The following is a 14,507-nucleotide window of genomic DNA, read 5'->3' on the forward strand; positions in this document are numbered from 1 at the left end:
AATTTTTAAGAGGAGCTTTTTATGAGTGATACTGTTCCTAGAAATTATGAAAAAGAAAATATTAATGATATAGTATCTGTAGAAAATAATACCAATTATAAATTTGAAATATCCGATGATAATAAGGAGAAAAGAGATAATAAAGAGTTCATATTAAATGAGAAATCTGCAAGTCCCCAAAGAGTAGAAGAAAAAGATTGTAATGGAGGGGAAATTATTGTTACATCAATTTTGGAATGTGAAGAACACGAATATTTAAAAGGTGTAAAAATTAATTTATATAAAATAAATGGATTATCTCCTGTTCTTGTTAAATCGAAAGTTACAGATGAGGAAGGAAAAGTTATTTTTTCTGGAGTTGAGGAAGGCTGTTATAGGATAATTGAGATTATTGATAAAAGATACTTTGAAAAACCTAAGTATATAAATTGGAACGAAATAATAATAGACAATACTAATAAGAAACAAAAAATAGTAGTAGTTAATAAATTTAAAAAATTTATGGCACAAAACAAATATAAGAATTAAATAAAGAATGAAGGTTATATTTAAAAAATAAATTAATTTATTCGTAAATATAACCTTTTGCATATGTTTAATTAAGTAATAAAAATTATAGAATACTTTAATTTAAAGAAAAGAAGTGGATTTTTGTATTGGAAAATTATATAATCATAATATTATATAATCTTTAAGTAGGTGTTAGAATGGATAATTATATTTTAAAAATAAAAAAAATCGATGATAAAGCTGTGATACCTAATTATGCTCATGAAGGTGATGCTGGATTAGACCTATATGCAGTTAAAGAATTAACTTTAAAGCCGGGAGAAAGAGGATTAGTACATACAGGAATACAAATTGAACTCCCTAAAAATACTGAAGCTCAAATAAGACCAAGAAGCGGTCTTGCATTAAAAAATGGTATAACTACGTTAAATTCTCCTGGTACTATAGATGAAGGGTACAGAGGAGAAATAGGAGTTATTCTAATTAATCATGGAAGCGAAGTTTTCAAAGTGGAACCAGGAATGAAAATAGCTCAAATGGTTATAAAACCTGTAGTTAAAGTTGACATAATAGAAATAGAAGAACTATCTGAAAGTGAAAGAAATCAGAATGGATTTGGTTCATCAGGAACAAGGTAAATGGACAGGTATTGAGAGATACCTGTCTTTACTTATTAATTAAACTAATTTTAGAGATACATTGAACCTGCATGGATTATAATATCCATCAGTTATTTTCCAGTCTTTAAAGTCATTTTTATCATAAAGTAAGTGCTCTTTTCTGTGTGAAGTCATAGGTAGGTCTCCAATAAATATAGCCTCCTTAGCAACTCTTTTCAATTCTGAAATTGCTTGTTTAGCATACTCTTGATTAGGAAAATAGTGAAATGCTCCAAAGCAAAATACTTTATCAAAAGTTTTATCTTTAAAGATTAGATTATTTGCTTCTCCGTGAAGAACTGAATTGTTAAGTAATTCTATGTGCCTTTTTACAAGAGAAGAGGAATAATCTACTCCTACGTATTCACCACATTTTATATATTGAGCTAGTCCACCTGCTCCGCAGGCAACTTCTAATATTCTATCTGTTTCCTTAATGTCTAATTCTTTAACAATTTGTTTAGCTATTTCTTTTACATCAGCAGTAGTATCTTCGTATCCGTCTAATTCCTCTAAACATGTAGTATTTCCATTTCCTTTTCTTTCCCAAACTTCTTTCCAATAAGACATATCTTCCATAATTCTCTCCTCCTGAAATTTATTAAATTGAATAAAAATAAGAAATGTTTTATTCATATAAACGAGTTCAATTATTGAACAGTATTATACTAACATTGTTCAATGTTCAGTACAATAAGTTCATGCAGAATTTACCATAGTATTTCAAAATGAGAAGAGGTAATAGAAAAGTATGTAGTAAGAATACAGTGCTGAGACTGAAGTGAAAATATTCCTATGAATAAAAGATATATATACAATTCATTAAATTAAAATAGATATATATATAATTATAAATTAATTTGAATATATATTTAATCATATTTAAATTTTAAATGTAGAAAAATACCGATTTTTGCATTAGTATATAAAATTATACTTAAGACTAAATTAATATTTATAATATATTAAAGAAAAAGCATCCTATTAATAGTTACTTATTAAGGCACTTTTTTTATAATAATCATCTAATTAATGTTGGAAAAATATTTTTACAAATTATGCTTATTAACGACTTGGAGATGAATAAATATATGTTGAAAATTAGCAAATAAGGGACTATAATATATTTAACATATAGAAAAATATATAAAAAGAGAGATAAATATGGTAAAGAGTATTTCAAAAAAAATTATAAATAGTATATCTACAAATGATAACTATAGTAAAGACCAGCTAGAACAAATGGAATATATTCTAGTTAGTATTTTATTTGAGACGATAAAGCTATTTTCTGTTATAGTTATATTTTCATTGTTTGGATATTTCGACAAAATTATTATAATTTTAGCAGTCATGAGTATGACTAAGATTTTTATAGGCGGATACCATGAAGATACTCAGGTTAAGTGTTTTATAGCCACAGTGCTATTAGCAATTGGAATATTGGTGTTAAATTCTCAGTGCACTCTCTCATTTGTAGGTAACTGTATACTAATTATCTTAAGTATATTTTGCCTATGGCATCAGGTTCCAATAATAAATCCTAAAATGCCAATTACGCGCCAAGAATTAATAAATAAAAACAGAATAAGAGGTCTAAGTATTGCAACAATACTTGGTATGACATCTATATGTCTGTACAATTTTAGCAACTATTATTCGCTTATAACATGGACAATCCTATTTAACACCATATTAATGTTTAATAAAAAAGATGCTTAATGTTTTGAAATATTAATGATGAATTTTAAGCAAAATTGAAAGGGGAATGGATTTTATGAAAATTAAAAATTTATTAGGTAAGGTATTAATGATGTTATCACTTTCAATGATTATATTTGCTCCAGCATCAGCAGCTACAGCAGGAATTGAAGAAATGCCTGAATCTATGAAAAAATTGAGATAAGTCACTTTCACGTAAATTTAAGGAGGAATTTTTGGTGCGTTTATTGGCAGATATAATAGTCTCTATGATTCAAGCTATAATTTTCGCGTATTCAACAGAATGCTGCTTGAAGAGTGAAAATAAATTAAACAAACTTAAAGTGGTTTTAATAACCATAGTTACTTTTATTATAAACAGTAGCTTTACAAGTATATTTGGAAACATATCTATCTGTGTGTTTATAATACATATATCATGTTTAGTTGTAATGATTTTCTCATATAAAGATAACAAACTAAAGTCAATGATTCCCTATACATTGACATATTCTTTTATGGGGGTATATGGAATTATATCATATAATTTATTTTTTGGTTTTATAGAAGGTATGATACCAATAGAATATGCAGATATAGCTAATATTTTGATTATATATGTTCCTTATATTTTATTCTTATACTTATGTATAAAATACATGGGCAAGTTTATAGAAATGTACAAGCTAGCAGTTAGTGAAAAGATTAATATGATCGTGATTATAACAATAAGCTTCTGTCTAGATTTCGTTTTGGCCTTTTATTTAATAATCTATAATGATGAATCTAAAATGTTAAAAAATATGATAATCACAATCTTGTGCGTATTTTTAGCGTTTATCATAAAATATTTTGCAAATATAAAGAAGAAATCAGATCAAATATTTAGATTAAATGAAGCTCTAGAAGAAAAAAATAGCGAACTTAGAAAGATTAAGCATGACTACGGAGCACAGATATCGTATTTATATGGACTTTGTCTAATGGAAAGATTCGATGATTTAAAAAAATCTCTAAAAGATATTATAAATAAGAATGACTCTACGCCAACAGCTGTAGAAGTTAGCGAGAATAGAAATTCTATATTATCCCTTGCATTAAAACCGGCTATTGATATGGGAATACATGTAATAATAGAAGAAAATTGTGATTTCTCTGTAGTGAGTATTACTGAAATGGAGTTTTATAGAATAATATCTAATATAGTAAATAATGCAATAAAAGCAATGAACGGCAAAGGTATAATAATTGCAAAGGCTTATGAATATTTAGGAAATGTAATAGTAAGAATAGAGAATAATGGCCCTAGAATTCCAGAACAACATCTGAATGATATATTTAAAGTTGGGTTTACTACAAAGGAAAATAGTGATCAAAGTCATGGATACGGGTTAAGTATTGTAAAGGATTTAGTAGAGAGTCATAATGGTAAGATATATGTGAAAAGTAGCGATGTAGTTACTGAATTTAAAATAGTATTTCCTATAAAGAATTTTGTATAATATTTAGTATACTTAACTAATGGCTATACTTAGTTTAGAATAATCTCACCAATTAAATAATCGAAAGTTAGAGTATGCTATTGTTTATATACAAGACAATAACATACTTTTTTTATTTAATATATGAGCTAATATCATATATTAAATATTAACTAAATTAGGACTATTTTTGGAAAAAATATAAGATGAAGGATTTTTAGTGGTGAAAATATTGAATATTGTAATAAAAAGGATTATTATATAAATATATACTTAAATTGAAAATAATATGAGAGTGATATTAATATGGTAGATAGTATTTCGAAAAAAATTATAAATAGTATATCAACTAATGAGAAATATAACGAAGATAAACTTGAGCAGATGGAATATGTATTAAAAGTTCTTCTAAATGAATTAATAAAAACAATATTAGTGATAACAATTTTTTCAGCATTTGGATATTTTAAAGAAATAATTATTATTGATTTGACTATGTGTGTTATTAAGCCTTTCATTGGAGGGTATCATGAAAATACACAGATTAAATGTTTTGTAGCTACACTCATATTGGAAATTGGGATCTTGATTTTAAGTTTACAATGTAATATTGGTTTTATAAGTAATTGTATCTTAATTTCTTTAAGTATATTCTGCATATGGAATCAAGCTCCAATAATCAATTCTAAAATGCCAATTTCGCGTCCTCAATTACTAATGAACAATAGGATTAGAGGTTTAAGCACTTCAATATTTTTAGGAGCATTGTCTGTGGTTTTGTATAATTACAGTATTTATTATTCTTTAATAACATGGACAATTTTATTTCAAGCTATACTAATGTTTAATAAGAGAGAAAGTTAAAAATTAGGCACTATATTAAAAGTAATAAGCAAAGGGAGATGTTTTTATGATTAAAAAATTAATAGGTTTGTTGTTAGAAAAAGTGTCAAATTCAATGGTTACGTTAGCTCCAGCATCATTTGCCAGATTTGGTGTTGAAGATATGCCTGAATCAATGAAAAAATTGAGATAACTTAATTTTTTAGAAAAAAGAGGATGCGAATAGGAATTGATTTTATGTACATAGCGACTTTTGTATTATAATGATTAGTAGTGGCTTTGAAATATGCATTATAGATTGTCTTATGAAAATAATAATGTTTTGAATTGTTAGTTTTTATGTACCTAATATAAGTTTGATAAAATTATAAAAAGTTATGGTAGAAGATTTTGATCATCAACCATAACTTTTTTATTGATGGAAATTTTTAAAATATATAAAAACTATTTTAAAAATTCAGAATAATGGTGTAAACTATATATTAAGTGATAAAACTTAACATAATTAAAAGGGGTGCGATGGCATGTATAAAATAGTGAACAAAAAGGAGCTAACAAATAATATATTTTCAATGGATATAGAAGCTCCAAGAGTAGCAAAATCTGCAAAGCCTGGACAATTTATTATCATAAAAAATGATGAAAAAGGTGAAAGAATTCCTTTAACTATAGCAGATTATGATCAGGAAAAAGGAACAGTAACTATAGTTTTTCAAACTGTAGGAAAAGGAACAAAACAGTTAGCTGCTTTTAATGAAGGGGATCATGTAGCTGACTTTGTTGGACCATTAGGTGTACCAAGTGAATTTATACATGAGGATATAGAAGAATTAAAGAAAAAGAATTTCATCTTTGTGGCAGGTGGAGTTGGTGCAGCACCAGTTTACCCACAAGTAAAATGGATGCATGAACATGGAATAGCTGTAGATGTTATTTTAGGAAGCAGAAACAAAGATTTATTAATATATGAAGATAAATTAAAGAATGCTGCTGGAAATCTTTATGTAACAACTGATGATGGTTCATATGAATTTAAGGGAACTGGATCAGATATGCTTAAAGAGCTAGTTAATAATCAAGGTAAAAGTTACGATCATGCAATTATTATTGGACCAATGATAATGATGAAATTTACTTCTATGCTAACTAAGGAATTAGGAATACCAACAACAGTAAGCTTAAATCCAATAATGGTTGATGGTACAGGTATGTGTGGTGCTTGTAGAGTTACCGTTGGAGGAGAAGTTAAGTTTGCTTGTGTTGATGGACCAGAATTTGATGGACATTTAGTAAATTACGATGAATCAATGAGAAGACAAGCTATGTATAAAACAGAAGAAGGAAAAGCACAGTTAGAAGTTGAAGAAGGAAATACTCATAGTCACGGTGGCTGTGGTTGCAGAGGTGATAAATAATGGACATGAATGAGAGATTAGTTAGAATACCAGTAAGAGAACAAGATCCAAAGGTTAGGGCAGCAAACTTTGAAGAAGTTTGTATTGGATATAACGAAGAAGAAGCAACTAAAGAAGCTTCTAGATGCTTAAACTGTAAGAATCCTAAGTGCGTAGAAGGATGTCCAGTATCAATCAATATACCTGGATTCATTTCTTATGTTAAAGATGAAAAATTTGAAGAAGCTGCAAAAGAAATTTCAAAATACAGCTCACTTCCAGCAGTTTGTGGAAGAGTATGTCCACAAGAAAGGCAATGTGAAGGAAGATGTGTTTTAGGAATAAAGGGTGACTCAGTATCTATTGGTAAACTTGAAAGATTTACAGCAGACTGGGCAGCATCACATAATGTTGATTTAAGTGCAACAGAACCTAAAAATGGAATTAAAGTTGCAGTTATAGGAAGTGGTCCTGCAGGACTTACTTGTGCTGGAGATTTAGCTAAAAAAGGATATGAAGTAACTATCTTTGAAGCACTTCATAAAGCAGGCGGAGTTTTAGAATATGGAATTCCAGAATTCAGACTTCCAAAAGAAAAAGTAGTTAAAAATGAAGTTGAAAACATTAAGAAACTTGGTGTTAAAATAGAAACTAATGTTATAGTTGGCAGAACTATAACTATAGATCAATTGTTTGAAGATGAAGGATTCAAAGCTGTATTTATAGGTTCAGGTGCAGGACTTCCAAGATTCATGGGAATACCAGGAGAAAATGCAAATGGAGTATGTTCAGCAAATGAATTTTTAACAAGAGTAAACTTAATGAAGGCAGCGGTAGAAGGATATGACACTCCAGTTAGATCTGGTAAAAAAGTTGCAGTAGTAGGTGGAGGAAATGTTGCTATGGACGCAGCAAGAACTGCCTTAAGACTTGGATCTGAAAGCCATATCGTTTATAGAAGAGGCGAATCAGAACTTCCAGCAAGAGTAGAAGAAGTACATCATGCTAAGGAAGAGGGAGTAATCTTTGACGTATTAACTAACCCAACAGAAATCTTAGTAGATGAAAATGGATGGGTTAAAGGAATGAAATGTGTAAGAATGGAACTTGGAGAACCAGATGCATCAGGAAGAAGAAGTCCAGTTGAAGTTCCTGGTTCAGAATTTGTTATGGATGTAGACACTGTAATAATGTCACTTGGAACATCACCAAATCCATTAATTTCATCAACAACTCAAGGATTGGAAATTAATAAGAGAAGATGTATTGTAGCTGAAGAAGAAACAGGTCTTACTACTAAAGAAGCAGTTTATGCTGGTGGAGATGCAGTTACAGGAGCAGCAACAGTAATACTTGCTATGGGTGCTGGTAAAAAAGCAGCAAAAGCAATAGATGAGTATTTACAAGGAAAATAAGATCTTCATTAGGTTTCAGTAACTAATAAGATATATACTTAAGCTAATATTTTATATAAAATAAGAGGATATTTGTTTTGAATGGCTAAAAATAAAAGCCATTAGAACAAATATCCTTTTTTATACTCAAATGTAAATTAAATTGTTTTATATACAATGAATTAATATGGTGGAAAATGAATGAAAATGAATTTTTCTTTTGACAAAATGGATAGTAGATAGTAAAATGGTTTTATGTTTGTACATGTGCATATTATTTAAGATTATATATAGAAAATTATATAATAAAAAGTGATACATAATTATATCTATTTTATGTTTATTCAGTTTATATGTAGCAATAAATTATAATAAAAAAGGAAGAAATAATATGAATAAAGCAATGAACTTATTAAAAAGAATTATTTTATTTTTTGTTGGAATGAGTATAATTCAGTTTGGTGTAGCATTATTTTTGAAGACTAATATTGGATCTGATCCATTTACTGTATTTACGCAAGGTTTAGCGTTTGCATTAGATAAAACAGGATTAAAGAATGTTTCTGTAGTTAAGATGATCAGTGGAGCAGATCAAGTAACGCCAGGAGTAGCAAATATGATTATATTGATTGTACTATTTGCTGTTATACTCTTAGTTGAGAGATCGCGTATAAAGATAGGAACTTTAATTTGTGTTGTAGGAGTAGGACCAATTATAGATCTTGGAGTGAAAGTTGTTTCGTATTTTCCAGTTGAATCTTATAACTATTTTATAAAGGCATTATTGGTTGTATTTGGATGTTTAATAATTGCAATAGGGTTTGCAGTTTTGTCAGCAACAAACGTAGGAGTAGCCCCAAATGATATTGTTCCATTTATAATACAAGATAAGACTAAGGTACAATACCGTTGGATTAGAATAACACTAGATGCTGGATTTTTAATAATAGGATTTATATTAGGAGGAAAAGTTGGTCTTGGTACTGTGATAGCAATGATAACAACTGGACCATTTATACAATTCTGCCTCCCTTATGGAGAAAAGTTTGTAAACTTATTAGTAAATGAAAAAGATGTAGATGCAGAAGAAAGTGTTACAGCTACTGCATAGTTAATTTATAAAAATAAGAGTAAAGCTATGATATTATTCATTGATTAGTTTACTCTAAAAGAATAGAAATATAATAAAAAACAGAGGTTTATAAGCAACCTCTGTTTTTTATTATATATTAATCAAGTTGAAGGATTGGTATAACGTAATTATGAATCAGAATTATTGAGATATAGAATAGTTATAGTTAGCTGAGCTATTGCTATCCCAAGATCCTGAATCATTTTTAAATGCCATATTTAAAGAATAAGCACCAGATGGAATAGTTATAGTTGCGGCCCATCTACTATCAGATTGTTTAGTCATTGTAACATCAGTTGGGTTTGTAAAATCATTATATCCCCAATGTAAAATTACTGAAGTTGAATTTGCTGCTAAGTTTCCATTGTAGTATATAGTGGTTGTTTTACTAGCTGTTGGCGCTGGATTAACTTGTACTGGCACAGATGATGAAGAAACTTGTAAGTGCCAATCTTTGCTGGAGTTATTATCCCAGTTGGATCCGTTAGTAAAATCGAAATCTAGTTTTGTAGCTGATGAAGGAATTTTTATAGTTGCTGCCCAGAATCCATCTGAACCTTTAGTCATTGTAACATCTGATGGATTTAAGAAGCCATTATATCCCCAGTGGAGTTTAACTGAACTAGAATTTGCTAAAGAACCACTATAGTATAAAGTAAAACTGTTACCTTGTAGTAAAGTGCTGCTATCATAATCCACTTTATAACCTGAATGAGGAGCATAAGTAGAAGGTACAGGAGGAGGTGTAGGTATTGATCCATCATTGTAAAGAACAATTACCGAATTAGCAGGAATATTTCCTGAAATTGTTCCGTTTGAAACTGTTAAAGTACAATTAGCACTACCTTTATTAGTATAAGTGCCATTTGCTAGATTAGTAGGAGAGTTAATAGAAGTGCTTCCACCATCGTTTACTATTACAGTACCATCTGTTCCTCTATCTATTAACATGGTTGTATTATTGTTTGTCCACCTAATATATTCATTTTTTCCTACCATTGCATTATGGAATTTATTAATTGCTATTATGTCAGGATCTTTCCAAAGATCATCACCCTTGGATCCAATATTGCCAGTAGGTCTGTCAAAGAATAAAGGTGTAGCGCTTGCACGAGCAGCAGCTATAGCCCAGCCAAGTTTTCTTTGAGTATCTGTTAAATTTTTGCTTGATCCATCTTCATAAGTATCATGGGTTTCAACAAAATCGACTGCCTTAGATGAGTCAACGCCACCCAAGGTAGTGCCAAGTGAACTTAAATTTGTTGAGGTAACTGCACTTCTTACCGCTCCGCCATAATTACTTGCAGTAACATTCATAAATGATTCATAAGAGGCAATATTATCTACTGAACCGTCTTGCAGAATTTCGCCATAAATAAATAAATTAGATTTATTATGCAGATTACCTAGAACATTACTCCAGTAGTTTCCAGCCCAAGATTGATTAGAGTCTAGTCCAATATTAGTTTCAATATGTTTAGCTGCGTCAAAACGGAATCCGTCAGCACCAGCATCTATACATTGATTTAGAAATGTTATTGCTTTGTTTTGGACGGTGGAATTTTGAGTATTTAAATCTGGCATGCCTATACCTTTTTGCGTCACATCATATCTATTAGTCCAATTGCTACATTGTCCTTGGTTATGATATAAATTAGGGTCTTTGAAGCTAGCATCTATACTGGAATCTAGTTGATCCGGATTTCCATTGTTAGCCATATGATTCATTACTACATCTACAACAATTGAAATGCCATATTTATCAGCCTCAGTACAAAGTGCTTTAAAATCATCGTAGCTTCCAAGCTGTGCATTACCTACAGATTGATTGGTTGGCTGATATAATAACCACCATTGACTTGGATCTTTACTTGAACTTTTTGTTCCTTGTACAGGAGAAACCTGAACTGATTTATATCCTGCTGCCGCTATGTTTGGTAGTTCATTCTTTATAGTTGCAAAAGACCAGTCAAAGGCATGAAGAATAGCTCCATCTTTAGTATTAGATGGTAGGCTAGTACTACTAGCGGCATAAGCTGTAGTTAAAATTCCGTTTGTTCCAAAGTTTGGTATTGAAATTGGAAGTAAGTTTAAACTTAAAAATAAACCTGAAGCAATTAATCTTGATATTATTTTTTTTCTCATTGATACACACTCCTTAACATAGCGCAATCGGTTGCAAAAAATGCAGCAATCTTATATTTATTTGTTTGTACATGCAAAGTAGTAATTATTTCCCCCTCTCTATTAAGTATTAGTCACGAATAAAATAATGCGTAACTAGAGTTTATATTTTGCACAGTTGCAATCGGTTGCACAAAACTTAAAAATTTTTATCTTTGAAAATATTAAACTGAATAAATTTTTGTATTAATCTCATAATGATTATTTTGGATTAATATGAAATTTATGTAAATATTATATCATATATGTTTTAAAATTCAATAGGGCAATTTAATTATAAAAATTACCTAATATGGCATATTAATTCTAACATTACATTTTGGTTTTTCTATATCATTATTCTTTAAGTTTATTATTTGAATTTAATTAATTATATATTAACAAGTTGAATACAGTATCTTAATCACTAAACAATAGAGTAAGAAATGTAGTAATTATATAGCGAATATTGAAATATATTTTGAAATGGTGTAAAATTATTACAAATAATGAAATAAGTCGATAAAAAATGACCAGAGTTTATAATGGAGAATAACTATGAATCTATAATTGCAGGATTATTTTATTTAAATTAATTTCTGTACGAAAAATTGGGGATATATTATTAAAAAAGGAAGTGTTATAATGAAAATTCTTATTAATTTAAGTGTTAAGAAGAAACTTGTTTTAGTGTTCTTTGTGATTTGTATTCTTATAGCCGCAATAGGAACAGAAGGAATATTAAGTTCTGCAAAAATAAATGATAATGCAGAGGTCTTGTATAGAAATAATTTAACATCCATTAAAGACTTAGGGGAAATAAAGGGAAATATCAATGATATGAGAGCTACATATAATAGATTAGTTTTCGAAAGAGATAAAACAAAACTAGATGATTATTTAAAGGTTATAAATAATTTGGACATAAAAAATGATAACGGTATGAAAGACTACGAAAGTGTAATTACATTATCAGAAGAAAAACAAACTTATAATAATTTGAAAAATGACTTAGCTAAATATATAGAAGTAAGAGATAAAGCAATTGAATTCGCGAAAAACGGGAATTATGATGAAGCAATTAAAATTAGTAATTCTGATCTAACTACAATTAAAAATTCTTTACTTGAAAATATTCAAAAAAGCATTGATGCGAATGCAAAAGCTGCGGAGCAAGCTAATTTAAACAGTATCGCTCAATTTAAGAGTGTTCGATATACGATATTGATTTTTACAACAATAGCATTTTTAATCATTCTTTTTATGGCATATATGTTAAGTAAGAATATATTGAATCCGTTAAGAGAGATAAAAGACTTCGCAAAAAGATTATCAACATATGATTTTGCAACTGCAATTACAATTACAAGGGGAGATGAGTTTGGACAAACAGGTGTGGCTTTAAACACTGCACAAGAAAATGTAAGTAGCTTAGTTAAAGTAATTATGGAAAACTCGCAGGATTTAAGTGCAAGCTCAGAAGAACTTTCAGCAACCGTTGAAGAAATATCTTCAAAGGCCAACACCATAGATCAAGCAGTAGATAATATTGCTTCTGCAATGCAAGAATCTAGCGCGACTACTGAGGAAATAAGTGCATCTATTGAAGAAGTAGATTCAAGCGTTAATGTACTTTCTTCTAAAGCTATGGAAGGAAGCAATAATGCAAGTCAGTCTAAGAAAAAATCTATGGAAGTTAAAAATAATAGTCAAAAAGCTATTAATGAAACTAGGAAATTATACATTGAAAAGCAAGAAAAAATGCAAAAAGCCATAGAAGATGGAAAAGTAGTAGAGAGTATAAAAGTTATGGCAGAAACAATTGGAGGCATAGCAGAACAAACAAATTTACTTGCATTAAATGCGGCAATTGAAGCTGCAAGAGCAGGGGAACAAGGAAAAGGATTTGCTGTAGTAGCAGAAGAGGTAAGAAAACTTGCAGAGCAATCATCTGATGCAGTAATAAACATTCAAGATACAATTAATAAAGTTCAGTTAGCATTTAATAGTAGCATCAACACAGGTAGTGATATATTGGAGTTTATAAGCAAAAATGTAGAAGAACAATTTAATGATTATAGTGAAGTGGGTAACAAGTACTATAATGATTCAAACTTTGTAAGTAACATGTCAGAAGAAATTGCTGCTATGTCAGAAGAAATAACAGCTACAGTTGGACAAGTTAGTGAAGCAGTTCAGAATATGGCACAAACATCGCAAAAATCAAGTGAAGGAGCTGAAATGATAAAAGATAGTATGAATGAAACAACAAAAGCTATTGAACAAGTAGCATTAACTGCTCAAGGTCAAGCGGAGCTTGCTCAAAAACTTAATGAAATGGTACAAAAATTTAAGATATAGTAATACTTATTAACTTTAAGAAGAGATAGACTTTAGAAGTTAAATGAAAAATACAAACTAATGATATGATTAGTTATAAAATAAAACTAGGCAATAGAAGGTGAATCATATAAAACATAGAGTGATGTTGAAAATAAATTATCACTTTATGTTTTTTTTGATTAAGAGAAGTTCACATGAAAATATATTGTGAAAATTATTTTTTGAAGATGTTATATTTCATACAATATAGAATATTAAAAAAACCAATGGATATGATGTAATATGTTGAAAGCAGATGAAATAAGTGTAATAATGTAATGGGGATATTTTATCTTTAATTGATTGATTGGAAAAATTAGTTAATATTAATAAAAAATGATAAGATAAGTAGGATTTTTAGTTAATTATGAAAAAATACTTTAACTATGTAAAAGAGGGGGAGTTAATATGTCAGTAACAAAAGGATCAGTGATATTTTATGGACTAGATGGTCTTGATAAGAAGGTTAATGATATCATTGAGGTTTTGGATTTAAAAAAACAATCTTTTGAAGTGAAACTTATAATATTTGAAGCCGTTAATAATGCGTATATTCATGGAAATAGTAGTGATAGCAACAAACCAATTTATGTTGATTGGGAATTGAAAGATAATTTACTAAGTGTTATAGTAAAAGATTGTGGGCAAGGATTTGAGAATATAAATTTGCATAAGAAAATAGACGAAGAGAATATATTAGATGAATCAGGTAGAGGCTTGTATATTATAAGTTGTTATACTGATGAACTAATCTTAGACGGAAGTTCTATAATTATGCGTAAGAGTCTTTTATGTGACATATAGATTGATATATGGTTAGTAATTGATACCTAATGAATATTGTACAT

The 14,507-nt window shown here is 29.0% G+C and carries 13 protein-coding genes; 11 read left to right on the top strand and 2 right to left on the bottom strand.

The window, feature by feature from the left end:
• The first annotated feature begins 21 nt into the window (after positions 1–21).
• Together L1S46_RS04490 and dut are read left to right on the top strand one after the other, a co-directional pair.
• Complete coding sequence (locus L1S46_RS04490) at positions 22–528, top strand: prealbumin-like fold domain-containing protein (RefSeq protein WP_011968003.1); 507 nt, start codon at positions 22–24, stop codon at positions 526–528.
• A gap of 179 nt (positions 529–707) precedes the next feature.
• A complete protein-coding gene (gene dut, locus L1S46_RS04495; protein ID WP_011968004.1) occupies positions 708–1,148 on the top strand; it encodes a dUTP diphosphatase in 441 nt (146 codons plus the stop codon).
• A gap of 39 nt (positions 1,149–1,187) precedes the next feature.
• Here dut and L1S46_RS04500 read toward each other — a convergent pair whose 3' ends face one another.
• Positions 1,188–1,748, bottom strand: coding sequence for a class I SAM-dependent methyltransferase (locus tag L1S46_RS04500; protein ID WP_023973628.1), 561 nt, complete (start codon positions 1,746–1,748; stop codon positions 1,188–1,190).
• Positions 1,749–2,333: 585 nt separating this feature from the next.
• Here L1S46_RS04500 and L1S46_RS04505 point away from each other — a divergent pair.
• From L1S46_RS04505 to L1S46_RS04530, 7 genes are all read left to right on the top strand, one after another.
• A complete protein-coding gene (locus L1S46_RS04505) occupies positions 2,334–2,891 on the top strand; it encodes an accessory gene regulator B family protein (RefSeq protein WP_238899309.1) in 558 nt (185 codons plus the stop codon).
• Between the two features lie 55 nt (positions 2,892–2,946).
• Positions 2,947–3,075: a hypothetical protein gene (locus L1S46_RS26275; RefSeq protein WP_017212455.1), complete on the top strand. Its 129-nt coding sequence runs from the start codon at positions 2,947–2,949 to the stop codon at positions 3,073–3,075.
• 34 nt (positions 3,076–3,109) lie between these two features.
• Complete coding sequence (locus tag L1S46_RS04510; RefSeq protein ID WP_238899418.1) at positions 3,110–4,372, top strand: ATP-binding protein; 1,263 nt, start codon at positions 3,110–3,112, stop codon at positions 4,370–4,372.
• 285 nt (positions 4,373–4,657) lie between these two features.
• Positions 4,658–5,215, top strand: coding sequence for an accessory gene regulator B family protein (locus tag L1S46_RS04515; RefSeq protein ID WP_011968008.1), 558 nt, complete (start codon positions 4,658–4,660; stop codon positions 5,213–5,215).
• 503 nt (positions 5,216–5,718) lie between these two features.
• A complete protein-coding gene (locus L1S46_RS04520) occupies positions 5,719–6,609 on the top strand; it encodes a sulfide/dihydroorotate dehydrogenase-like FAD/NAD-binding protein (protein WP_236895027.1) in 891 nt (296 codons plus the stop codon).
• Positions 6,609–8,003: an NADPH-dependent glutamate synthase gene (gltA, locus tag L1S46_RS04525; protein WP_077869483.1), complete on the top strand. Its 1,395-nt coding sequence runs from the start codon at positions 6,609–6,611 to the stop codon at positions 8,001–8,003. The genes L1S46_RS04520 and gltA overlap by 1 nt, the downstream gene beginning before the upstream one ends.
• A 370-nt stretch (positions 8,004–8,373) precedes the next feature.
• Positions 8,374–9,093 (top strand): hypothetical protein, encoded by a 720-nt coding sequence (locus tag L1S46_RS04530; RefSeq protein ID WP_238899310.1) that lies wholly within the window; start codon positions 8,374–8,376, stop codon positions 9,091–9,093.
• A 162-nt stretch (positions 9,094–9,255) separates the two neighbouring features.
• On the opposite strand, the gene L1S46_RS04535 is transcribed toward L1S46_RS04530, so the two are convergent.
• Complete coding sequence (locus tag L1S46_RS04535) at positions 9,256–11,259, bottom strand: carbohydrate-binding protein (RefSeq protein WP_238899311.1); 2,004 nt, start codon at positions 11,257–11,259, stop codon at positions 9,256–9,258.
• Positions 11,260–11,922: 663 nt separating this feature from the next.
• Here L1S46_RS04535 and L1S46_RS04540 point away from each other — a divergent pair.
• On the top strand, positions 11,923–13,638 hold the full coding sequence (locus L1S46_RS04540; RefSeq protein WP_238899312.1) for a methyl-accepting chemotaxis protein: 1,716 nt from the start codon (positions 11,923–11,925) through the stop codon (positions 13,636–13,638).
• Between the two features lie 429 nt (positions 13,639–14,067).
• Positions 14,068–14,463: an ATP-binding protein gene (locus L1S46_RS04545; protein WP_238860937.1), complete on the top strand. Its 396-nt coding sequence runs from the start codon at positions 14,068–14,070 to the stop codon at positions 14,461–14,463.
• Positions 14,464–14,507 lie beyond the last annotated feature (44 nt).

Source organism: Clostridium sp. YIM B02500 (genome assembly GCF_022324665.1).
Taxonomy (GTDB): Bacteria; Bacillota; Clostridia; order Clostridiales; family Clostridiaceae; genus Clostridium; species Clostridium beijerinckii.

What these genes read in the sequence shown, in the direction of transcription:
- L1S46_RS04490 (WP_011968003.1), top strand. Translation starts at nt 22, where the DNA reads ATGAGTGATACTGTTCCTAGAAATTATGAAAAAGAAAATATTAATGAT.
- dut (WP_011968004.1), top strand. Translation starts at nt 708, where the DNA reads ATGGATAATTATATTTTAAAAATAAAAAAAATCGATGATAAAGCTGTG.
- L1S46_RS04500 (WP_023973628.1), bottom strand. Translation starts at nt 1,748, where the DNA reads ATGGAAGATATGTCTTATTGGAAAGAAGTTTGGGAAAGAAAAGGAAAT.
- L1S46_RS04505 (WP_238899309.1), top strand. Translation starts at nt 2,334, where the DNA reads ATGGTAAAGAGTATTTCAAAAAAAATTATAAATAGTATATCTACAAAT.
- L1S46_RS26275 (WP_017212455.1), top strand. Translation starts at nt 2,947, where the DNA reads ATGAAAATTAAAAATTTATTAGGTAAGGTATTAATGATGTTATCACTT.
- L1S46_RS04515 (WP_011968008.1), top strand. Translation starts at nt 4,658, where the DNA reads ATGGTAGATAGTATTTCGAAAAAAATTATAAATAGTATATCAACTAAT.
- L1S46_RS04520 (WP_236895027.1), top strand. Translation starts at nt 5,719, where the DNA reads ATGTATAAAATAGTGAACAAAAAGGAGCTAACAAATAATATATTTTCA.
- gltA (WP_077869483.1), top strand. Translation starts at nt 6,609, where the DNA reads ATGGACATGAATGAGAGATTAGTTAGAATACCAGTAAGAGAACAAGAT.
- L1S46_RS04530 (WP_238899310.1), top strand. Translation starts at nt 8,374, where the DNA reads ATGAATAAAGCAATGAACTTATTAAAAAGAATTATTTTATTTTTTGTT.
- L1S46_RS04535 (WP_238899311.1), bottom strand. Translation starts at nt 11,259, where the DNA reads ATGAGAAAAAAAATAATATCAAGATTAATTGCTTCAGGTTTATTTTTA.
- L1S46_RS04540 (WP_238899312.1), top strand. Translation starts at nt 11,923, where the DNA reads ATGAAAATTCTTATTAATTTAAGTGTTAAGAAGAAACTTGTTTTAGTG.
- L1S46_RS04545 (WP_238860937.1), top strand. Translation starts at nt 14,068, where the DNA reads ATGTCAGTAACAAAAGGATCAGTGATATTTTATGGACTAGATGGTCTT.